General features: G+C 59.2%; 20 protein-coding genes. 12 read left to right on the forward strand and 8 right to left on the reverse strand.

All coding sequences use genetic code 11. The features are described 5' to 3' along the window. The first annotated feature begins 88 nt into the window (after positions 1 to 88). From Q4481_RS04990 to Q4481_RS05005, 4 genes are all read left to right on the forward strand, one after another. The gene (locus Q4481_RS04990; RefSeq protein ID WP_304375220.1) at positions 89 to 1,564 is read left to right on the forward strand and encodes a protein adenylyltransferase SelO; all 1,476 of its coding nucleotides are present in this window, start codon (positions 89 to 91) and stop codon (positions 1,562 to 1,564) included. Between the two features lie 89 nt (positions 1,565 to 1,653). Beyond that, complete coding sequence (gene bmt / locus Q4481_RS04995) at positions 1,654 to 2,664, forward strand: betaine--homocysteine S-methyltransferase (protein ID WP_304375221.1); 1,011 nt, start codon at positions 1,654 to 1,656, stop codon at positions 2,662 to 2,664. A gap of 134 nt (positions 2,665 to 2,798) precedes the next feature. Next, positions 2,799 to 7,412, forward strand: coding sequence for a calcium-binding protein (locus tag Q4481_RS05000; RefSeq protein WP_304375222.1), 4,614 nt, complete (start codon positions 2,799 to 2,801; stop codon positions 7,410 to 7,412). 42 nt (positions 7,413 to 7,454) lie between these two features. Further along, on the forward strand, positions 7,455 to 7,796 hold the full coding sequence (locus Q4481_RS05005) for a hypothetical protein (protein ID WP_304375223.1): 342 nt from the start codon (positions 7,455 to 7,457) through the stop codon (positions 7,794 to 7,796). Here Q4481_RS05005 and Q4481_RS05010 read toward each other — a convergent pair whose 3' ends face one another. Both Q4481_RS05010 and Q4481_RS05015 read right to left on the reverse strand, forming a co-directional pair. Further along, positions 7,797 to 9,656, reverse strand: coding sequence for a vWA domain-containing protein (locus Q4481_RS05010; RefSeq protein ID WP_377352933.1), 1,860 nt, complete (start codon positions 9,654 to 9,656; stop codon positions 7,797 to 7,799). A 193-nt stretch (positions 9,657 to 9,849) separates the two neighbouring features. Continuing rightward, positions 9,850 to 10,371, reverse strand: coding sequence for an RNA polymerase sigma factor (locus tag Q4481_RS05015; protein ID WP_304375225.1), 522 nt, complete (start codon positions 10,369 to 10,371; stop codon positions 9,850 to 9,852). Positions 10,372 to 10,526: 155 nt separating this feature from the next. Here Q4481_RS05015 and Q4481_RS05020 point away from each other — a divergent pair, with 155 nt between their 5' ends. Further along, entirely contained in the window at positions 10,527 to 11,390 is an 864-nt protein-coding gene (locus Q4481_RS05020; protein ID WP_304375226.1) for a DMT family transporter, read from the forward strand. Positions 11,391 to 11,422: 32 nt separating this feature from the next. Here Q4481_RS05020 and Q4481_RS05025 read toward each other — a convergent pair whose 3' ends face one another. Continuing rightward, on the reverse strand, positions 11,423 to 11,902 hold the full coding sequence (locus Q4481_RS05025; protein ID WP_304375227.1) for a cupin domain-containing protein: 480 nt from the start codon (positions 11,900 to 11,902) through the stop codon (positions 11,423 to 11,425). A gap of 107 nt (positions 11,903 to 12,009) precedes the next feature. Between Q4481_RS05025 and Q4481_RS05030 the strand changes: the two genes are divergently transcribed. Next, positions 12,010 to 12,945 carry a LysR family transcriptional regulator gene (locus Q4481_RS05030; protein WP_304375228.1) on the forward strand — a complete coding sequence of 312 codons (936 nt, stop codon included), beginning with the start codon at positions 12,010 to 12,012 and terminating at the stop codon, positions 12,943 to 12,945. 9 nt (positions 12,946 to 12,954) lie between these two features. On the opposite strand, the gene Q4481_RS05035 is transcribed toward Q4481_RS05030, so the two are convergent. The 4 genes from Q4481_RS05035 to Q4481_RS05050 all read right to left on the reverse strand — a co-directional run bounded on the left by Q4481_RS05035 (position 12,955) and on the right by Q4481_RS05050 (position 17,958). Further along, positions 12,955 to 13,632: a ferredoxin gene (locus Q4481_RS05035; RefSeq protein ID WP_304375229.1), complete on the reverse strand. Its 678-nt coding sequence runs from the start codon at positions 13,630 to 13,632 to the stop codon at positions 12,955 to 12,957. A 98-nt stretch (positions 13,633 to 13,730) separates the two neighbouring features. Beyond that, positions 13,731 to 15,299, reverse strand: coding sequence for a trimethylamine methyltransferase family protein (locus tag Q4481_RS05040; RefSeq protein ID WP_304375230.1), 1,569 nt, complete (start codon positions 15,297 to 15,299; stop codon positions 13,731 to 13,733). Between the two features lie 188 nt (positions 15,300 to 15,487). After that, entirely contained in the window at positions 15,488 to 17,482 is a 1,995-nt protein-coding gene (locus Q4481_RS05045) for a putative bifunctional diguanylate cyclase/phosphodiesterase (RefSeq protein WP_304375231.1), read from the reverse strand. Then, entirely contained in the window at positions 17,479 to 17,958 is a 480-nt protein-coding gene (locus tag Q4481_RS05050; RefSeq protein ID WP_304375232.1) for a putative pterin-binding protein, read from the reverse strand. The genes Q4481_RS05045 and Q4481_RS05050 overlap by 4 nt, the downstream gene beginning before the upstream one ends. Before the next feature lie 215 nt (positions 17,959 to 18,173). Between Q4481_RS05050 and Q4481_RS05055 the strand changes: the two genes are divergently transcribed. Continuing rightward, complete coding sequence (locus Q4481_RS05055; RefSeq protein ID WP_304375233.1) at positions 18,174 to 18,875, forward strand: corrinoid protein; 702 nt, start codon at positions 18,174 to 18,176, stop codon at positions 18,873 to 18,875. A gap of 54 nt (positions 18,876 to 18,929) precedes the next feature. On the opposite strand, the gene Q4481_RS05060 is transcribed toward Q4481_RS05055, so the two are convergent. After that, complete coding sequence (locus tag Q4481_RS05060; protein WP_304375234.1) at positions 18,930 to 19,088, reverse strand: entericidin domain-containing protein; 159 nt, start codon at positions 19,086 to 19,088, stop codon at positions 18,930 to 18,932. A 16-nt stretch (positions 19,089 to 19,104) separates the two neighbouring features. On the opposite strand from Q4481_RS05060, the gene Q4481_RS05065 reads away from it, so the two are divergent. The 5 genes from Q4481_RS05065 (at position 19,105) to Q4481_RS05085 (ending at position 22,573) form a co-directional block, all read left to right on the forward strand. Next, complete coding sequence (locus Q4481_RS05065) at positions 19,105 to 19,755, forward strand: DUF1638 domain-containing protein (RefSeq protein ID WP_304375488.1); 651 nt, start codon at positions 19,105 to 19,107, stop codon at positions 19,753 to 19,755. Between the two features lie 113 nt (positions 19,756 to 19,868). Further along, positions 19,869 to 20,540 carry an exopolysaccharide biosynthesis protein gene (locus tag Q4481_RS05070; RefSeq protein ID WP_304375235.1) on the forward strand — a complete coding sequence of 224 codons (672 nt, stop codon included), beginning with the start codon at positions 19,869 to 19,871 and terminating at the stop codon, positions 20,538 to 20,540. Positions 20,541 to 20,674: 134 nt separating this feature from the next. Beyond that, complete coding sequence (locus Q4481_RS05075) at positions 20,675 to 20,977, forward strand: virulence factor (RefSeq protein WP_304375236.1); 303 nt, start codon at positions 20,675 to 20,677, stop codon at positions 20,975 to 20,977. Then, positions 20,970 to 21,530, forward strand: coding sequence for a methylenetetrahydrofolate reductase C-terminal domain-containing protein (locus Q4481_RS05080; RefSeq protein WP_304375237.1), 561 nt, complete (start codon positions 20,970 to 20,972; stop codon positions 21,528 to 21,530). The genes Q4481_RS05075 and Q4481_RS05080 overlap by 8 nt, the downstream gene beginning before the upstream one ends. Continuing rightward, positions 21,527 to 22,573, forward strand: a complete 1,047-nt coding sequence (locus Q4481_RS05085; RefSeq protein ID WP_304375238.1) for a methylenetetrahydrofolate reductase — start codon at positions 21,527 to 21,529, stop codon at positions 22,571 to 22,573. Before Q4481_RS05080 ends, Q4481_RS05085 begins: the two co-directional genes overlap by 4 nt. Positions 22,574 to 22,632: the final 59 nt, after the last annotated feature.

Consider the following 22,632-nt stretch of genomic DNA (forward strand, 5'->3'; position numbering starts at 1 on the left):
GAGTTGACAATGGACAAGTCCAATCCGGATGCCCATATAGGCGAAAGGACGGCGGGACCGCGCTCCTGCCCAAAGCGAGGCCTATGCCGTGAACCGATCGTTCATTCCATTCGACAACAGTTTTGCCCGACTGCCATCCGGATTTCATCTGCCGCAGGCGCCGTCGCCGGCTGAAAGCCCGAAATTGTTTGCTTTCAACCACAGCCTCGCCGCCGAACTCGGCCTGGACATTTCAGGGCTGAATGACGAAACGCTTGCGACATTCTTCTCCGGCCAAGCGGTACCCCCGGGCGCCGAGCCACTCGCCATGGCCTATGCCGGACATCAGTTCGGCCATTTCAACCCGGTGCTGGGCGATGGACGCGCCATCCTTCTCGGCGAGGTGGTTGATCGCAACGGCAGGCGACGCGACATCCAGCTCAAGGGCGCCGGTCAGACCCCCTTCTCGCGCCGCGGCGACGGAAGGGCAGCACTCGGGCCCGTCATGCGCGAATATATCGTCTCGGAAGCCATGTATGCGCTCGGCGTTCCGGCAACGCGCGCCCTTGCCGCCACCACCACGGGCCAGCCGGTCTATCGCGAGCGGGTCCTGCCCGGTGCCGTCTTCACACGGGTGGCCGCGAGCCATATCCGCGTTGGCACCTTTCAGTATTTCGCCGCCCGTGGCCAGATCGACCATCTCCGCATGCTGGCCGACCATGTCATCGATCGCCACTATCCCGACGCCCGCCAGGAGGCCAATCCCTATCTGGCGCTACTCGACAGCATCATCGCGCGTCAGGCTCACCTCATTGCCCGTTGGATGGGGCTCGGCTTCATCCATGGCGTCATGAACACCGACAACATGGCCGTTTCGGGCGAAACAATCGATTTCGGCCCTTGCGCCTTTCTGGACGAATATGATCCGGCCAAGAAATTCTCCTCGATCGACGAACATGGCCGGTATGCCTATCGCAACCAGCCTGCCATCGGCCAATGGAACCTCGCCCGCCTTGCCGAAACCCTGTTGCCGCTGATCGATGCCGATAACGACCGCGCCGTGGAACTGGCGAGCAGAAGCGTGGTGGATTTTGCCCATCGCTACAATGAAAGCTGGCTTCAGGTGATGGCCGCCAAGATCGGCATCGGCGAACCGGAAGAAGAGGATAGGCCGTTGATCGAGGCGCTTCTAGCCATCATGCAGGCCGAAGCGGTCGATTTTACCATCGCCTTCCGCAAACTCGCGCAGTCCGCACCCGAAGACGACGATGCCATCGCCGATCTCTTCGAGGATCGCCGCGGCATCCATGAATGGCTCGATCGCTGGCGCCAGCGCCTGCGCCTGGCCGGCATCGCCGCCGAACAGGCCGAGATCCGGATGAAAGCCGCCAATCCCTTCCTCATTCCCCGCAATCACAGGATCGAGGAAGCAATCGAAGCCGCCATCGAACGCGATGATTTCAGCCTCTTCCATCGGCTCAATCAGGCCCTCTCCGATCCCTTTGACGACACGGCGGCTAACAATGTTTTTGCAACCGCGCCGCAACCGGAACAACGTGTTCTCCGAACGTTCTGCGGTACATAAGCAAAACCTCAAATAAAGTCGAAGGTTTTTCTTGCAATGACATAAGGATATCTTTATATCTTTCTGCAAATTGAAACCAGGATATGATCATGACCGCCAAGACCGACGCCCTTTCCAGACTGCTGGCCGAGAAAGGCATCCTTCTCGCTGATGGCGCGACCGGCACGTCGCTGTTTGCCATGGGTCTCGAAGCCGGTGAAGCACCCGAGCTCTGGAACGACAGCAAACCGGAAAACATCACCAAGCTGCACCAGGATTTCGTCGATGCGGGTGCGGACATCATCCTCACCAACTCTTTTGGCGGCACGCGCCATCGCCTGAAACTGCATCACGCCGAAGGCCGGGTGCATGAACTCAACGAAAAGGCTGCCAAGCTGGCCCGCGCAGTGGCTGACAAGGCTCCGCGCAAGGTGATTGTCGCCGGTTCTGTCGGCCCCACGGGCGAATTGCTGATCCCGCTCGGCGCCATGAGCTACGACGATGCCGTTTCGTCCTTTGCCGAGCAGATGGAAGGGCTCAAAGCCGGTGGCGTCGATGTCGCCTGGATCGAGACCATGTCCTCTCCGGATGAAATCCGGGCAGCCTGCGAAGCAGCGGTGAAGGTCGGCCTGCCCTATGTTTATACCGGCTCCTTCGACACCGCCGGCAAGACCATGATGGGCCTCGCGCCCAAGGACATGGCAACCGTCGCCGATGGCATTGGCGAGGGCCCGCTTGCGGTTGGCGCCAATTGCGGCGTCGGCGCCTCCGACATTCTCGCCACCCTGCTTTCAATGTCGGAAGCCAGCCCCGATGCGACGATCGTCATCAAGGGCAATTGCGGCATTCCGGAATTCCGCGGCGAAAAGATCTATTACTCCGGCACGCCGGAACTGATGAGCAAATATGCTCACCTCGCCATCGATGGTGGCGCCAAGATCATCGGCGGATGCTGTGGCACCTCCTGCGAACACCTCAAGGCGATTCGCGAAGCCGTCGATCACCACGTGGCCGGACCGCGCCCGACGCTCGATATCATCGTTGCCGAGATCGGCCCGTTCCGCAACAAGACCGCCGAAGACAGCGCCGCTCCGCGCGAACGCCGCGGCCGCCGGAACTGAGGCACGCCCCAACCCTGCCAGCCAGGGATGCAGTTTCAAGCCCGGGCAATTTGCCCGGGCTTTTCTTTGCCATCTGCAAGTTTCGCGAAAGTATCGCTCCCTAAGGTCCGGACGACTCCAATGGGATCATGATGATGGCCACTTCCACGACGAAAACCGTATCCGATGTCAGCTCCATTACAGGCACAAGCGCCTCGGAGGTAATCGTCGTCACAGCCCCGGTCACAGGCGACTCCCTCGACCTCGAGAGTGGTTATGACCGGCTGATCCTGAAGGGCGTTGGCAACACGATCCTCCTGTCCAATGTGGAATCGATCCTGGGCTCGACCGGACGTGATGTCATCACCCTCGAAAGCAAGATCACCTACGGCAAGATCGATCTCAGCATCGGAGAAGACACCCTCACCTTCTCCGATGAAGGCGGCACCGCAACGGTTGCCAATATCGAAACCATCAAGGGCGGCGAAGGCAGCACCTACGTCGTCTTCTCGACCCGTGCCAACGGTGTCGACATCGACCTCGGCGATGACAATGACCGTGTCGTGCTTGGCAAGTTTGCCAATGACATCACGATCGCAGGCATCGAGACGCTGACAGGCGCCAGCAGCAGCGACATCGTTACGGTCGATGGTGTCTATACGGGGGGGCGGATCGATCTTTCCAGCGGTAAGGACAAGCTGGTTTTCGGCGATGCGGCAACCGCAACCGTTGCCAACGTCGAGACTCTGATCGGCAGTGACGAGGATGACGAGATCAAGATCACCAGCGTCTTCACCAGCGGCACGGCAAATCTCGGCGATGGATTCGACACGCTTACGCTTTCGAGCCTGCTGAACACGCTGACCGTTAAGAATGTCGAATCCCTGATCGGGGGCAGCAGTGTCGATATTGTCACCGTCAGCGGAGCGCTTGCAGAAGGCGAATATGACCTCGGCGCCGGCAAGGACCGGATCAGTCTCGGCGATGGTGGCAATACGCTCACCCTCTACAATGTCGAGACAATTCTCGGCGGATCCGGCGACGATTCCGTGACAATGGGAACGGCTCTCAGTGGCGCCACGATCAAGATGGGTGGAGGCAACGACACGCTGACGCTCTGGGAAGGTGGCAGCACGCTCACGATTTACAATACCGAAACCATTTATGGCAGCGAAGACGGCAATGATGCGATTACCCTGGCAACCCAGGCCGTCGGTATTAATATTGACCTCGGTGAGGGTAACGACAAGCTCACGCTCGCCAATTACGCCAACACGCTGACGCTTGCGAATGTCGAAACCATCACCGGCAACACCAAGACCGACGACGTGACGCTGACTGCCGAAATGACCGGCGGGCGTATCGATCTTGCCGGCGGGCTCGACCGGTTGGAACTGGCCGATTTCGCCAATACGCTGACGCTTGCCAACATCGAGACGATTACAGGCGGAAGCGATCAGGACATCATCACGCTCACCACGCGCGCGACCAAGGCAACCATCAACCTCGGTGCCGGCGATGACATGCTCACGCTGGCGTCTCAGGCAAACTCTCTGACAGTCTCCAATACCGAAACGATCATCGGCGGCTCTTCGACAGACCATGTGACCCTTGGCGCGCAGCCGACCGCCGGCGAGTTCACGATCAATCTTGGCGCTGCATTCGATACACTCGTTCTGCGCGCTGCTGGAACGACGGCAACGATCCTGAATGTCGAATCTGTCCTGGGCAAAGCCGGCGACGACGTTCTCTACATTCAGGGCGGTGGCGCACTCGCCGTCGACCTTGGCGACGGCAACGATACGATCGACGTGTCGGATGGCGGCGCCACACTGACTGTCTCGAATGTCGAAACGATTATCGGCACCGAGAGTGACAAGAACAGTGTCATCACGCTCGCGACGGCCATGACCAGCGGGTTTATTTCACTGGGCGATGGCTATGATCGGGTCGTTCTCGGCTCCTTCGTCAATACGCTCACGCTCGAGAATGTCGAATCGATCGTCGGCAGCCGCTCGTCCGACACGGTCTTCATCAGCGGTGCGATCACAACGGGTGTGTTCGATCTCGGTCTTGGCAACGATAAGCTCAACCTTGCGAGCGCGACAACCAACACGACGCTCACGCTCTCCAATATCGAAACCATCATCGGCAGCGACAATGTTGACCGCGTCACGATCGCCAGCTCCCAGACTGGCGGAACCGTCAATCTCGGCCTTGGCAACGACAGCCTTCACCTCGCCGCAGCAGCGACGGTGACCGTATCAAACACCGAAACGGTGACGGGCGACCAGAATAGCCAATTTATCAACCTGTCCGGTTCATTCAGCGGCGAGATTGAGCTTGGAGAAGGCGGCGACACCATCGTTCTCTCGGCAAACGACAACACTGTCACCGTGTCCGGCGTCGAGACCGTTACAGGCGCCAGTGCCAACGACTATATCGAAATCTCCGACGCACCGACCATGATGCGGCTCGACCTCGGCGGCGGAGACGATACGATTATTCTGAGCACGCTCGGCGGGACCCTGTCCGTTGGCAATGTCGAAAGCATCGTCGGAGGCGTGGGAACAGATGACATCCGCTTCTTTGCCCAGGTCACCGGCGCCTACCTTGCTCTGACCGACGGGATCGATTCCGTCACGCTCGGTAACTTCGTCAACACCCTGACGATCGAAGGGGTCGAGACCCTGACCGGTGGCACGACCAATGACCTCGTGACCCTCGATGGAATCGTCACGGGCGGATATATCGATCTCGGCAGAGGCAACGATACGGTCATTTTCGGCAGCAACGACACAACGGTGTCTCTTGCCAATGTCGAAACCGTCACGGGCTCTGGCGGCAACGACCTGATCTATGTTGCGAGCGCCACCACGGCGGGATACTACGACCTCGATACCGGCACCGACAGGATCGAGTTCAGTGCAGCCGGTGGGACCCTTTCGATCGCCAATGCCGACTCGATCGTGGGGGGCTCTGGCGTCGAGAAGATCATGCTCGCCACGGATACGTCCGCCGATGTGGACCTCGGGGCTGGTAACGATATTCTCAATCTCTTCGTGGATGGCAACACCGTGACCGTCCATAACATCGAGACGATCAATGGCGACCAGGGCAACGATCTCGTCGTCATTGGTTCGACCTATACCGGCGGCGTGATCAAACTTGGCTTTGGCTATGACGAGTTGCAGATCGAAGCAATCGGCGCAACCGTCACCCTCTATTCGGTCGAATCGATCGTAGGCGGCACCGGAACCGATGTGGTGACTTTCGGCGAAATCTTCTCCAATGGCAGCATCGACCTTGGCAGCGGCACGGACCATGTCCTCTTTGCCAACGCCTTGAACACCGCAACCATCATCGATGCCGAAACTGTCACCGGCGGAACGCTCGTCGACAAGATCGAACTGTCGGGCGCCTGGACCGGCGGCACCATCAATCTCGGCGGCGGCAACGATTACCTCGCATTCACCGATGGCGGCACGCTGACCGTCTCCAACGTCGAGACGATGCTCGGATCGAACGATGACGACCGGATCACGATCGCAACGGCTGGCGCCATTTCCTCGCTTGACCTCGGCGAAGGCAACGACCTCGTCACCTGGTCCGGCCTCTCCGTTACCGCATCGATGAGCGGTGTTGAATCCATCGCCGGCGGATCGCAGGGCGACGCGATTACCCTGTTGTCAGAAGTCACCGGAGCCCTGTTCGATCTCGGCGATGGGACCGACCGGCTGTTCCTGTCGAGCGCAGGCGACAATACGCTGACGATCGCCTCGATCGAGAGCATCACCGGCGGCACGGCGGAAGACTATATCATCGTCGGTTCTTCGAGCTATGTCGGCACCGTTTCCCTGGGCGCCGGTCTCGACACGATCGTGCTCGCAGAAAGTGGAAACACCGTTACGGTCTCGAACATTGAAACGATTGCCGGCGGCGGCGGCGATGACAAGGTCACGTTCGGCTCTGCAGCGGTGGACGTCGAACTCGACACATTCACCGGCAACGACACGATCACACTCGGCTCCTTTACAAATTCGCTGACGATCAGCAATGCCGAGACCATCAACGGTGGCACGGTAACCGACACGATCATCGTCGATACGGAAATGAATGGCGGCGCGATCTCGCTGGGATCGGGCTATGATACCGCCACCTTCACCGCCGGCGTGACCGCGCTGTTCACAGCGGTCGAGACCATCACCACCTCGTCGGACGACGACTCGATCACGCTTGCCTCTGCCTATACCGGTGCGACAATCGACATGGGCACAGGCACGGATTACCTTATCTTCACCTCGAGCGGCACAGTGAATGTTGCGAATGCCGAATACATCACCGGCAGCACGGGCACCAACAAGATTACGCTGACGGGCACCGGGACCACTAATATCGACGTCGGAACTGGTGACGATATCGTTGTCCTCTCGGAAGGTCAGGACAATGTGACGACCGGTGGCGGTGCTGACCAGTTGGTCTATACATCGGTCGATCAATCGACCGCATCGAATGTCGACATCATCCTCGATTTCACCATCGGCACCGACGTGCTGGTTTTCGAGGGGTTGCTGTCAGGAACATTCAGCTATCTCGGCAACTCGACTTCGCTCTCGGGCACAGGAGATTCTGAAGCTTACTTCGTAAATGCGACCGACAGGTTGCATGTCGATACGGATGGCGATGGCAATGTCGATATGGTGATCAAGCTTTCCGGCCTGAACTACGATGACATCGATGCATCGGAATTCGACTGGTCATTGCCGTAAGACCAAGCGTCGATATTCTAGAGCATTTTCAAGGAGGTAGTCATGTCGTCAGCCCCGTTCCCGGACCGTGAGGCCGTCGCCGAAAAGTTTGCTTCTTTCGGCGAAGGCGAACAGTCCTTCCTGAAGCTCCTGATGGAAAACCCGGTGCAGGATGAAAACCTGCTCGAAGGACTTGTGCTCTGGCTCAACCGGGCCGCGGAAGCGCGCTTTCTCAACTCGCTGAAGCTCAGCACCATCGGGGAATGGATTGGACATGCCGCACCGCAACGGTTGCAGATCCGCCTGATGGAAGCGGCGCGCTCATCGCAGCACGCCGCCTATCTCGCCTTCCGGGAAGGCCTGACGAAATCCGGTGGACTGGCCAGGGCCTACCCGAAAGCCTGATCACCTGCCCTTGAGACTTTCTGCCAGCTCAACGAGCTTGAGGAATTCGGCGCGGTAGCCAAAGGGGTCGCTTCCCTTGCCCGCCTCGCCGAGCTTCTGAATGCTGGCCCAGGAATAGTCATCCAGCTGGCTTTCGCCGCGCAATTTCTGGCCGAAGGCGGACACGGCAACCGAAAAGCGGACATCGGCACTTGCATCATCGAGGCTCGGCAGTGCGGAAGACGCCTTGACCGGCATGGTGATCAGTTCGCTCTTGTCCTCGGTCGGCTTCTTGTAGCGGATCTTCACGAAGGCCATCTCGTCGCTCGGGATCGCATCGGCGGCATCGGACTTGGCCTCGTTCTGATAGCGAAGGTCGTCGTTCAGCACCGCCGGACTTCCCTTCGGTGTCACTTCATAGATCGCCGTGACCCGATGACCGGAACCGATCTCGCCGGCATCGATCTTGTCATTGTTGAAGTCTTCCCGCTTGAGCGCTCGCGTCTCGTAGCCGATCAGACGATATTCCGCGATCGCAGCCGGATTGAACTCGACCTGGATCTTCACATCCTTGGCGATCGGGAAGAGCGAGGCCGTCGCCTCCTGCACCAGGGTCTTCTGGGCTTCCGAAAGCGTATCGATATAGGCGGCGACGCCGTTACCGTTCTGGGCCAGAACCTGCATCAGTCCGTCATTGTAGTTGCCGGTTCCGAAACCGAGCACCGAGAGAAAGATTCCGGTCTTGCGCTTGGCCTCGATCAACCGCTTGAGCTCGTCATCCGATGAAGCCCCGACATTGAAATCGCCATCGGTGGCAAGGAAGATGCGGTTGACGCCATCCTTGACGAACGCCTTCTGCGCCAGTGCATAAGCCGTTTCGATACCAGCAGCGCCAGCCGTCGAGCCGCCCGGCGTCAGCGTATCGATGGCATTGAGGATCCTTGCCTTGTCCGAAACAGCGGTCGGTTCGAGAACGACACCCGAATTGCCGGCATAAGTGACGATCGAAACCGTATCGGTGGGCTTGAGCTTGTTGACCAACAGGCGGAACGCGCTCTTGAGCAGCGGCAGCTTGTCCTCGGCATCCATCGAGCCCGAAACATCGATCAGAAAGACGAGATTGGCAGGCCGTTGCTCCGTCACGGCGATATCATAGCCCTTGATCGCCACATGCATGAGCTTGGTGCCTGCATTCCAGGGGGTCGGCATCACCGTAACGGTCGTCCGGAATGCTTCGTCCGGCTTGTCCGGCCCCTTCCAGTCATAGGGGAAGTAATTGATCATCTCCTCCACCCGCACGCTGTCGGCGGGCGGCAGTTGCCCATACATCAACTCGCGGCGGGCAAAGGCATAGGATGCCGTGTCGACATCGATCGAAAACGTCGAGACCGGATCAGTGGCCACCGATTTCACCGGATTGACCTCCTTGCCCACGAACCGGTCGCGATTATCTTCGGAAAGCGAAGGCATCGCCATGTCCTCGGCCGGAGCCTGGGCCGTCGCTGGCGCCGCTGGCAGCGCCATGTTCAGGGTCTTGGGAGCCGGAACGCCTTCCGGAACCTCGGCGATGCGACCAGCGACAGTCGATTCGGCATCCTGCTCTCTTTGTGGCGAAACGATATCGGCAGGCGTATTCTCTTCGACCGAAGCAACCGGTTTCGCTTCGCCGCCGGTTTCCGTCTTCGGCACGCCTGCGTCTTTCTTCGCTGCAGGTTCCGGCTTGTCTGCAGCCTTCTCCTTTTTCAAGACTTCGTCATCGAGCTTGGTATCGGTCACTGTCGGCATCGGCATCCGGTCGAGATAGCCGATGGTGAGATAGGCGGCTGCCGGGACGACGAGCAAGGTCGCGAGAGCCGAGCCGGCCAACAATTTTCTATTCATGATAAAACTCCCTATCACGGTTGCGATGCCACCATGACGATGCGGTTTCGGATTTCCTTGGGGGGCCAGACGCGTTTTTTGCGCGAGATCGAATGCTGCCATAGCCTGAGCGATGGTTTCTGCCTTGCGGGTCGCATCCGGCGATGGCGCCTTCAGAGCGGAGAGCTTGTCGAGATCTTCTGTCATTTTATCCTCACGCCACATCGCGTCCGAGAAGAATTTTCAGGCGCTTGCGCGCTTCGTGCAAATGCCAGGACACGGTGCTTTCCGTGCATCCCAGCACATGGGCGGCCTCGGCATGGGAAAGTCCCTCCGAATAGACGAGCATCACCGCATCGCGCTGCTTGCTGCCCAGCGACTGAACCGCAGTCCAGAGCGCGTCGAGCTCTGCCCGGTCTTGAACGACGGGCATCTGCGATGGATCGCTGATCCAGGCATCCTGTCCGGATCGTTCGCGTTTGGCCTGTCGAGACCGGTCGCGCACCGCATTCAATGTCATGCGATAGAGCCAGCCGCGAAACTGGCCGTCGCCGCGAAAGCCTTGCAGGGCGGTCGCTATCTTGAGGCAGACATCCTGGGCGATATCGTCTGCCTCGATGCGGTTGCGGGTCCATTTCCACGCCACGGCATGGATGAAATCGTAATTGGCCGTCAGCAGATCGGCGAAAGCCTGTCGCTCGCCTGCCTTGGCTCTTCGGATCAAATCGGCTTCCAAAGGGTATCCCCGTCGATATGGCTTCACATCCAAGACGGATGACGGGTGCTTTTCCTTGGTCTTGACCGAAAATAATTTGTTCGAACGGCGGGTGGCCTCCAACCGGTCGATGTTCTAACTCTGTTCCGGACTTCATTTGAAATGCGGGAATCGGAATGAGCGCGGCACGCGACTACCAGCTGGGACTATTGTTCGTGACGCTCTCGGCCATAACCTGGAGCACGGCCGGCTTTTTCACCCGCCTGATCGGGCTCGATTATGCAACTATGATTGCCGGTCGCGGCATCTTCGGCGCACTTGGCATTTTCATCGTCATTCTCGCGACACATCGACGGAACTGGATGACGCCCTTCGCCACGATGGGACGGATCGGCCTTCTCTATGTGGCAATCGTGGTGGTGGGGATGATCGCCTTCGTCGGCTCGCTCGGCCTGACATCGGTGGCCCACAGCGCCGTCATCTTTGCGACAATTCCCTTCATTTCCGCCCTGCTCGGCTGGATTTTCTTGCGGGAACGGCCTGCATTCGAGGCCGTGGCCGCGAGCCTCGTGGCGCTGGTCGGTGTCGGGATCATGGTGGGGTTCGGAGCCGATGGCGGCATCATCGGCGATTTTCTGTCGCTGCTCGCGACAGTCTGCATGGCGCTTTCGATCATCATCATTCGTGGCCACACCCAGGTGTCGATCACTGCCTGTGCCTGTCTCGGCTCGCTGATGTCGGGTCTCGTCTGCCTTCCCTTCGCGTCGCTGTCGACGATTGGCGCGGGCGATATCGGTCTGTTGGCCATGTTCGGCCTGATGAATTCCGCCGCCGGGCTGACGCTCTTTTCTCTCGGCTCCCGACGTCTTCCGGCAATCGAAACCGCGCTGATCTCGACGCTCGACACGCCGCTCGCTCCGCTCTGGGTCTGGCTCGCCTTCAACGAAACGGCCGGTCTGCAGACGCTTGTCGGTGGCGTGATCGTTCTTCTCGCCGTCATCGGCCATATCTTGATGAGCCAGCGCCGCCAGCGGGCCTAGCAGGCTTCCTGCCGGCGGCGGCGCAATCCCGATCAACCGAGCGGCGGACCGATGATCGAGATGCCATGTTCGGCGCAGGCTTTCACGAGCGCATCGATCATCTCCGGCGATGGGGCGACCGCCTTGGGCAGACCGCCATGGGTTGCCGGACGGCTGGTGGCAAGAACCATGGATTCAAAATCGGAACCGCGGGTAATCGTCAGGCAATGCGCACCGGCAGGGCTGATCACGCGGAAGGCATGGGCGATGCCCATCGGCGCCAGCAGCGTCTCTCCGGCCTTGCCGACGATCTCGACATCGCCGATCCTGAACTGCATTTCGCCATAGAGAATATGGAAAATCTCGTCTTCGTTGTGATGGATATGGAGCGGCGGAGCCTCGCCATGCGGCATCCAGTGTTCGATCACCGAAAGACCATTGCCCCCGGTGGCAGAGGGAATGCGGATCGCCACGCGGGTATTGCCGAACCAGAGCTGTTGCGTTTTACTATCTGTTGTCACATGCATATTCATCGGATTGAACCTTTCGTTTCCCTTCCGGGATGTTGCGGATGGCGGCTTCATAGCGGGCGGCGGGTGCTGCAATCCAATCCAATGATCGTATGGAGTGTATCAACGGAATGAATTTCAACGCTCTCGATCTCAATCTCATCCGTGTCTTCGATGCCCTTATGCGTGAAAGAAGCGTGACGCGCGCCGGTGAACGGATTGGCCTGTCGCAGCCCGCCGTCAGTGCCGCCCTGAACCGCTTGCGGCATCTGTTCAACGATAGCCTATTCGTCCGTCACGGCCATGAGATGATGCCGACACCCCGCGCCTTCGAACTGGCGGACAAGGCCCGCTCGGCACTGGCGCAGATCGAAGAGATGGTGCGCGAGGTGCGCGGGCTGGAGTTGTCGGAACTCACACGGACCTTCACGCTGCTGGGTGCCGATTTCTTCTCGGTGCTCCTGATGCCGCATCTGGCATCTAAGATCTATCGGCTTGCGCCACAGGTACGGCTCCGCCTGCTCGACAGCGCAAGAGGCGACGTCGCCCGGCTGCTGCTGGACAACTCTGTCGACATGGCACTCGAACGCCCGCTCGACATGCCCGACTGGGTCTCGAGCGAATTGTTGTTCCGCTCCCCCTTCGTCATTATCGCGTCAGCCGAAAACGAAGCTCTTTCGGCGCTGCGGGAGGGCGATACGCTTCCGATCGAGATCTTTGCCGCCCTGCCCCACGCAATCCGTTCCATCGACGGCTCGATGTCAGGAATGGTGGATGACGCCCTGAGCAAACGCGGTTTGCGCCGAAACGTCACGCTGGCCCTTCCGCATTTCCAGGGCGTGGCCCTGGCCGTCGCGAGCGGCCCGCACATTGCTGCCGTTCCGGTTCAATTCGCAAATGCCGTCAAGGCCAGTCTGGGCTTTCGATCGTTCCAGCCACCCGTGGATGTCCCGGCGCCGGAAATCCGGCTCTACTGGCATTCGCGCTACGACAAGGATCAGGCGCATAGCTGGATGCGTGCGCAGATCATGGAAGCCGTCACCGAATTGAATCTTCAAGCCGGTTGACGGCAGATCTTACGAGAGTGCTGCCATGTGGAACCGGAGCTGGGCGTCAGGATAACGCAAATCCTGGCCGACAGGACAGGCATTGCGAGCGAGACAGCCCGCTTCCATGCACCCACCGACACCGGCGACGCTGCGCAGATGGCTGCGGCAGGCGGCAACGTCGAAATGATCGGACGCGATTGCGGAGACCGGACAGGTTGTGAGGCATGGCCGATCCGAACAGGTCTCGCAGGGATGCGGCTGCGGTTCGGTTGGCGTGACGAGCAATTCTTGCGTGAAACCAAGCGCGCCGCGATAGCCGTGCCAAAGACCGAATTCGGGATGGATGAGAATGCCGAGCGGCGAGGGTTTGAGCCCTTCGGCCCGCATCGCCCATTGCTGGAACGGTTGCCAGGGTTTTTCGGAAGGAAAATAGGCCGTGGCGCCAAACCGGTTTGCGATCGGCCGGATGGTTTGCTCGGACCAGCGATCGAGCGGATTGTCGATGGTTGGGTTTTCGTCCCGCCAATGCGAAAAGGCGCGCCAGAGCGAACCGCCGACATTGCCGATCAAAAGAACGCTGCGGGCCTGGCCACCATCACTCAGCACAGGCCCGTCGCCAGCAAAGCCGACCAGCCCGCGCAAAAAAAGTCCGTGGGGCGCAAGCACCCCACGGATTTCATCGAATAACAGTTCCGTTTCGTTCATGATCCACGGCCGGGTTTGTAATGCGGACGCCAGACATCTCTCTGGATCCAGTCTGCCACCACGAACCGTGCGCCGCTCTCCCTGGCTTCGGGACCCTTTCAGGTGAAAGCGTCAGGCATCGAATCCTTGCGGGACTTGATATAGGCGAGCAACGCTTCGTCGATAGCCGGATCAAGAGCCGGCGCTTCATACTGATCGAGCCAGGACTTGCAGAGGGCATTGGCGCGATCTTCGATGCGCTTGGCGCCTTCCACTTCCCACTGTTCGAACGAGTTATTATCCGCCAGCGCCGAACGGTAGAAGGCGGTCTGGAAGTTGGCCTGGGTATGGGCGCAACCGAGATAGTGGCTGCCCGGACCCACTTCGCGGATCGCATCGAGTGCCTGCGCCTCGACCGAGAGATCGACGCCTTCGGCCATCTTCTGCATCATGCCGAGCTGATCCTGGTCAATCATGAACTTCTCGTAGGAAGCCACGAGGCCACCTTCGAGCCAGCCTGCGGCATGCAGCACGAAGTTGGTACCGGCGAGCAGCGTCATGTTGAGCGTGTTGGCGCTTTCATGGGCGGCCTGAGCATCCGGAACCTTGGAGGCGCAAAGCGAACCACCGGTACGGAAGGGAAGTCCGAGACGACGGGCGAGCTGGGCTGCGCCATAGGACACCAGCGACGGTTCCGGCGTTCCGAAGGTCGGTGCACCCGACTGCATCGAGATCGATGCGGCGAAGGTGCCGAACAGAACCGGCGCCCCCTTGCGGATCAGCTGGGTGAAGGCGGCACCGGCCAGCACTTCGGCGAGGATCTGCGTCAGCGTGCCAGCCACCGTCACCGGGCTCATGGCGCCCGACAGGATGAAGGGCGAGATGACCGAAGCCTGGTTGTGACGGGCATAGACCTTGGCCGCGCCCAGCATGGTTTCGTCGAACACCATCGGCGAATTGGCGTTGATGAGGTTGAGCATCACGCAGTTGTTTTCGACGAACTCGTCACCGAAAACGATCTTGGCCATGGCGATCGAATCTTCCGCCCGCTCCGGCGCGGTAACCGAGCCCATGAACGGCTTGTCGGAATATTTGATATGCGAATAGACCATGTCGAGATGGCGCTTGTTTACCGGAATATCGACCGGCTCGCAGACCGTACCGCCCGACGAATGCATCGACGGCGCCATATAGGCAAGCTTCACGAAATTGCGGAAATCCTCGATCGTCGCATAACGACGCTCGCCATTGAGGTCGCGAACGAAGGGAGGGCCATAGACCGGCGCAAACACGGTGGCCTTACCGCCGATTTCGCAGGAGCGTTCCGGATTACGCGCATGCCAGGTGAATTTCGACGGCGCCGTCTTCAGAAGCTCGCGGCAGAGACCGGGCGGAAAATGCACCCGCTCGCCGCGAACATCGGCGCCGGCATTGCGCCAGAGTTCCAGAGCTTCGGCATCATCACGAAACTCGATGCCGATTTCTTCGAGAACCTTGTCGGCATTGCGCTCGATCAGCGCCAGGCCTTCTTCATCGAGGACTTCATATTCCTTGATCTTGCGGGTGATGAAAGGCAACGACGGCGACGGACCGCCACCGGCACGCGATGCGCGACGTGCCGCAGCACCGCGTCCGCGCCGCCCGGTTCCCTCTCCCTGTCCGGTGGCTTGTTCGTTCGTCTGATCCATCTGGAATTCCTCTGGTTAAAACCGCTTGCGCGGATGAATGTTCCCCATGATCCTAAACAATGCCGCAAAACGGACATTCCTAATTGCGCCACGGATGACGCTTAAAGCGAACCCGCGCGCGATCAGCCACTCGATCCGTACGCTTTCTGACAGTTGCCCCGGAACCGGGACGGGTTTCGCATGCCAGCCTATCGGGCAACAGCGAGGGGTAAAGAGTGTATCGACTGGACGGCGTTCTTCTCCAGCCAGGCGCACAGCATCGACGCCGACATCGGGCGCCCCAGATAGAAGCCCTGCCCCAGCGTCACACCGAGTCCCTGCAATTGCGCCGCATCCTCTTCCGTCTCGATCCCCTCGCCCACGACGACCATTCCGAGATCCTTGGCCATGCGGGTGACGTTAGCGACGATGTCACGCGTGCGCGCATTCGCAGCGATTTGCGACACGAGCGACCGGTCGAGCTTGATCTGCTGGAAATCGCCGTGTCCAAGACGACTGAGGTTCGAATAGCCGGTGCCGAAATCATCGATGGAAAAAGAAACGCCAAGTGCCCGAAGAGCCTCGACATTGGCATCGGACACATCGCTGCGAACCATTGCGGCATCTTCGGTCAGTTCGAGCACGAGAGCCTGCGGCGGACATTGATGCTGCAGAAGAATGGCGCTGATTCGAGCCGCCAGACCGGAATAGCCCAGAAGCCGCGGCGAGAGATTGACGGCCACCTGTGCCTTCGAATGCTGGCGTTCGAGAACCTTGCGCATCTCGCAGGCCGCATTCAGCACCATCAGCGTCATCGGCAGGATCTGGTTCGTATGTTCCGCGGCCCGGACGATCTGGTCGGCCGGTACCGGTCCGAGAACCGGATGGGTCCAGCGTACCAGCGTTTCGATACTGTCGAGATGGCCATTGTCGAGCCTCAGAATGGGCTGGAAGGCGACATGCATCCCACTGTTCTCGAGCGCCGCGGGCATGTCCTGCTCGATACGCCGGCGGCGGATATGCTCGTCGATCAGATCACTGGTCGCAGCATGCACGCAGTTCCGGCCACCAGCCTTCGACGCATAGAGTGCGAGATCGGCATATTTCATCAGCGTCCCAATGAAATCCCTGTCCACAATATCGGATGCGTGGGCAAAGCCGATGCTGCTTGTGACGTGAATGGCCTTTCCATCGAAATCGAGCGGCATCTGGATGGCGGTGCGAACCTGTTCGGAAAACGAAGCGGCCCGGTCGCGTCCGCCCTGCACGATGACTGCAAATTCATCGCCGCCGAGCCGGACGACCAAGTCGCGAGACGGATCTGAGGCGGCGACCAGGCAGCGGGCGACATGCTGGAGCAGGAAATCACCGGCGGCATGGCCGAGCGCATCATTGACCTCCTTGAAACCGTCGAGATCAAGCGACACCAGCGAAAAATCATGTTGGCTGGAAAGGCAGGCCAAAGTCCGCTCAAGTGCACGGCGATTGCCGATGCCGGTCAATCCATCGACGACCAGCATGCGCTCCTTCTCTCCCATCGCGACATTCAGCCTTTGATTCACACGGCGTGAATTGACCAGTTCAAAAACCACGAACAGGAAAAGCGCCACGGCCGCGACGGAAAACTGGACCTGCAGATCGCGCAGCGAATCGAGGCTATTCTTCTCCTGTTCCACCATTTTCCGCATCTGGTTGCGACGGGCGATGTAAGCCGTATCGCTCATCGACATGATCGGATCCTGGAATTTCTCGATCAGCGGCAGGAAAGCGGCAAAGCTGGAATGACGATCGAATTCGAGCTGTTTGACGGCCTTCTCGAACTGCGGCAAGGCGGCAGCGAGCTCAAGCGCATAATCCGGCCGATTGACCTCCGCCATCGATAGCGCCTGCTGGTAGTTCTGCGTTGCAAGAACCTCAATGCGCGACCAGAGAATATCAAGCGCCAGCTCGACATCGCTGTGGGAAACCGACGGAACACCGCGCGAAAAGCGAAACGCTTTTCCAATCAGATCGTTGAGCTCCATTTCCGCCCGCGTCGCTTCTTCGTAGCGGGCGGAATTGAAGAGATGCATGCCGAGCTTGTCCGAAATCTGCGAGATATTGCCGACCGTCACGAAAAACATGACGCCGAGCCCGATCAGCACCACGGGAAACCGGAGCATATAGAGCTTGCGAAGCGTATTCGCCGACAGGCCGGACTTCATTTGATCTCGATCTCTTTCAATTGCCAGATGCTGCGGCCTTCATAGATCGGATCAAGCTGAAGTTCCGGATGATCCTTCGTGGGATAGACGATCCAGAGCGGCCCCTTGTTGCGCACCGTCAGGACTTTCCCATCGACTTCCATGGCTGTGATGACATCAAACCTGTCCAGATCCGCCATCGGGATTTCGGTCTCATACTTGTCGATGGCGACAGCAGAGATTGATTCTCCGGTCCAGCCGGTGAGTGCCACGATCTCGCGCAGAAGCGGACCTTTCACTTTATGAAAACGATCGTCCATGCCGGGCAGAAGCGCCTCAAATTCCCTCGCCGGCAGTTTTTCAAGCATCTCGCGTGTGACGGAGAATTCGCGACCGGCATTCCTGACTGTCAGAAGTATGTCGGATGCCTGCGCAAAGGCGCCCCAAAACAGGACAGCAAAAGCTGCCGCCGCAATCCGCACACCATAAGCTCGCATTTTCTTCTCCCCTTTTTGGTCAATACAAGCGGATTTTGGTTAAGAAACTGATTCAACGACAAGATATTCAACGAAAATAGCGTCCTGACGCCTTCCGTCGTTTTTTCCGACATCCGCGTCGCATTCGAAATGGCCTCGGCAAATGCGCTGCCCCACTATATTCCCTGTCATTCTTCCGCTATCGTGGCGGTCCATTCTGATAAACGGGGTTGCCTATGTCCGACGACGAAATCATTCTCTCTGAGCTTTCGGATGAAGAGCTTGTGCAGCAGATGCACGACGATCTGTACGATGGTCTCAAAGAGGAAATCGAAGAGGCCACGCAGATCCTTCTCGATCGCGGCTGGGCGCCTTATGACGTCCTGACCGAAGCGCTGGTCGAAGGGATGCGCATCGTCGGGGTCGACTTCCGCGACGGCATTCTCTTCGTTCCGGAAGTTCTTCTGTCTGCAAACGCCATGAAGGCCGGCATGTCGATCCTGCGTCCGCTTCTGGCTGCCACCGGCGCGCCGAAACTCGGCAAGATGGTCATCGGCACCGTCAAGGGCGATATCCACGACATCGGCAAGAACCTCGTCGGCATGATGATGGAAGGTGCGGGCTTCGACGTGGTCGATCTCGGCATCAACAATCCGGTCGAAAACTATCTCGACGCCATCGAGCGTGAACAGCCGGATATCCTCGGCATGTCCGCCCTTCTGACGACGACGATGCCCTACATGAAGGTCGTCATCGACACGATGAAGGAAAAGGGCATTCGCGACGACTATATCGTTCTCGTCGGCGGTGCACCGCTCAACGAAGAGTTCGGCAAGGCCGTTGGTGCCGATGCCTATTGCCGCGATGCTGCGATCGCGGTTGAAACCGCCAAGGAATATATCAAGCGCAAGCACAACATGCTTGCTGCCGGCGGCTGATCACCATTTGGCCGCGGCGGTTGATCTGCCGCGGCCAACTCTTTGCGAACGCCATCAATCGGCGGCGTTCTTGACATCGCGCGCTGCATCTTCTGTCGCATTGACGGCATTGGCGGCATCCTGGCCGGCACCACGGATCGTGTTACCGCAGGAACTCAGGATCAAAACTGCAAAAATCGCCGCAATTGCCTTTGCATGATAGGAGTTCGTCATGGATGGAGCCCTTTCGATGAAACATGTCGATGCGGATGGCAGCAAGACCGTCCTGACAGCAGAACGCCCCAACAGCGAAAAGGTTCACGTCATTGCCTGCGGCGCGATCGCGCGTGAAGTGCTGGCCGTCGCTGAAATCAACGGGCTCGATCACATCGACCTGCACTGCCTTCCCGCGATCTGGCATGTCTATCCGGATCGCATCGCCCCAGCGCTCCGCGAAAAGATCGCCGAGGCTCGCGCCAAAGGTTTCAGGCATATCTTCATCGGCTATGCCGAATGCGGCACCCAGGGCGAGATCGACAAGATTTGCGCCGAGGAGGGCGTTTCCCGCATCGAGGGGCCTCATTGTTACGCCTTCTTCACCGGCAATGAGAAGTTCCTTCGTGAAGCCGAAACCGAGTTCACCGCCTTCTACCTGACCGATCTCATCACCCGGCAGTTCGAGGCTTTCGTCATCGAACCGCTCAAACTCGACAAGCATACCGAATTGAGGGACATGGTGTTCGGCAACTACACCAAGATCGTCTATCTGGCCCAGACCGAAGACAAGGCCTTGCAGGAAAAGGCCAAATGGGCCGCCGACTATCTCAAACTCGACTACGAGTACCGTTTCACCGGTTATGGTGACCTAGACAAAGCCTTGCGCGACGCGGCGAGAATCTGAACGCCGCCGCAATTCCGCCATTCGAAGAACGAAGGTGCTGGGACTTGATAATCGCACCTTAAGAAACTCATCCTAGGATGAGGACAGGGAGATATGCCTTGTCGGACTTCAGCATGGAATTGACGGACACCGGAAACAACACCGCCGAGAAGCCCGAGCGGCTATCCGACCTGTTGCGTCATCTGACGGACAATGCAGGCGCTCGCATCACGCTCGGCGAAATCGCCGATGCCATGGCGGAACGCTCGTTCGGCGCCTTTCTGCTTGTCTTCTGTCTTCCGAACATGATTCCCCTGCCGCCAGGGGCGACATTCATCCTCGGCTTGCCGCTGGTCTTTGTCGCTTTTCAGATGGCTTTTTCGCGCATCGACACGATCTGGCTGCCGAAGCGGTTGCACGATTACGCCTTCGACAATCGCGCCTTCGCGAAGGTCATCGACAAGATCATGCCGTCGCTCACCTGGGCGGAACGGTTCATCCGCCCGCGCCTCTGGCCAACGAAAACGCGACTGTTCGAACGTTTCATCGGCCTGTTTGCCCTCGTTCTGGCGCTGATCGTCTTCCTGCCGATTCCGCTCGGCAATATGGGACCGTCCTATGCGCTGGCACTGATCGGCCTCGGATTGACCGAACGTGACGGTATCACCTTCGGAATCGGTGCCGCAATTGGGCTGATATTCACGGCGATCATCGGCTATGTCAGCTATGAACTCATCTGGTTGATCCCGTGGTTTTTCCGACATGTTCCGGATTACTGGGACAGCCTGATCCACTTCTTCAACTGATAAAAATCCAATCCTGTCGCATCCTTGGGGCAAGGATTTTAGGCGTGTCGCATTCGGACCAATGCGACGTCGTGACTAGCCGGGCGGCACTCCCGGCTCCCGTATCATTGTAGCTAAAAAAGGGAGGTCAGCGAATGGCGGATCGCATTATCGTCTACTGGCGGGATATTCCGGCACAGGTCATCATCAAGCAGGGTCGCAAGACGGCCAAGCGCGAACTGTCGCTTCGTTTCACCGAAGCGATCGACATGTGCGCCATGCGGACCGGCGCCGCGGAAACGGACGATTATCTGGCGGAATGGCGCAAGGCCGATCCGGTACCCGTCTCCGATGATCTCGAAGGTGAAGCGGACAAGGCGGCAACCGAGATCGAGGCAGCCTATGACCGCGAACGTCTGGTGGCTCTGGTCAAGAACGGCGGTAAGGAAAATGGTTGAATTGAAGGCAAACAAGAAGCCGGCGACGGCCTATGTGCCGGCAGGCGTATCCGCCGTCGGTCGCCAGAAGAAGAGCTACACGATCCGGCTCTGGTCCATCCGCCATTCGCGCGGGCTGGAGTGGTTCTACGACCGTTTCTCGCGCTTCTTCCTGCTTCTGCATCCGCTCTGGAACAAGCTCGGTTACGCCCGCGTCGAAGGACCGGTCAAAGCGGTTGAAAAGCGCGTCAAGGGCCTGATGTTCGACTGTCGCATGTGCGGCCAGTGCGTGCTGTCCTCGACCGGCATGAGCTGCCCGATGAATTGCCCGAAGCAACTGCGCAACGGCCCCTGCGGTGGCGTGCGTGCGAACGGCAATTGCGAGGTCGAGCCGGATATGCCCTGCGTCTGGGTGAAAGCCTGGGAAGGGTCGCGCCGGATGGAGCATGGCGACAAGATCATGACCGTCCAGAAGCCCGTCGATCAGTCGCTGCGTGAGACCTCGGCCTGGCTGCGTGTTACCGCGCAGGCCGCCGCCGAGCAGGAAAAAGCCAAGCAAACAGGTGCCGCATGAGCCTCCAAGACATCAACCCGATCGATCCGGGCCTGCCGCTCGAAGAACTGCCGGGCCATTCCTCCCGCGGTCGTCTCGAACGCGTGCTGCGCCGGGGCGAATTTGCGGTGACCGCCGAACTCAACCCGCCCGACAGCGCCGATCCCAATGACGTTTACGAACGCGCGGCGATTTTCGAAGGCTGGGTCGACGGGATCAATGCCGTCGACGCTTCTGGTGCCAACTGCCACATGTCGTCGGTCGGCATCTGCGCGCTTCTGACCCGCATGGGCTATGCGCCAATCATGCAGATTGCCTGCCGCGACAAAAACCGCATCGCCATCCAGGGCGATGTGCTCGGTGCGGCCGCAATGGGCGTGCAGAACATCATGTGCCTGACTGGCGATGGCGTCCAGGCGGGCGACCAGCCCGGCGCCAAGCCGGTGTTCGATCTCGACTGCATGAGCCTGCTCGAAACCGTACGCACCATGCGCGACAATTCGAAATTCCTGTCGGGCCGCAAGATCACCACGCCGCCGAAGGTGTTCCTCGGCGCCGCAATCAATCCCTTCGCCCCGCCCTACGATTTCCGTCCCTATCGTCTGGCCAAGAAGATCGAAGCCGGCGCCCAATTCGTCCAGAGCCAGTATTGCTTCGATGTGCCGATGTTCAAGGAATATATGAAGAAGGTCCGCGATCTCGGCCTGCACGAAAAGTGCTTCATTCTCGCCGGTGTCGGCCCGATGGCATCGGCAAAGACGGCGCGCTGGATTCGCTCGAACGTTCCAGGCATCCACATCCCCGATCACGTGATTGCCCGCCTCGAAGGCGCCCAGGACCAGAAGAAGGAAGGCAAGCAGCTCTGTATCGATATCATCAATGAGGTGAAGGAGATCGAAGGCGTCTCGGGCATCCATGTGATGGCCTATCGCCAGGAAGAGTATGTTTCGGAAATCGTTCACGAATCGGGCGTCCTTAAGGGCCGCACGCCCTGGAAGCGCCAGGCCATGCCCGACAAGCGCGATCTGATCGAGGAACTGCAGGAAAACGCCGCCAAGCATTAAGCTTGCCACACATGACATAACGATATAAAGAAGTCTTTATATCATTGAAGCTCTCAAGG

Origin of the sequence: Fluviirhizobium alvei (assembly GCF_030551875.1) — a bacterium.
In the GTDB taxonomy this organism is placed as follows: Bacteria; Pseudomonadota; Alphaproteobacteria; order Rhizobiales; family Rhizobiaceae; genus Rhizobium_E; species Rhizobium_E alvei.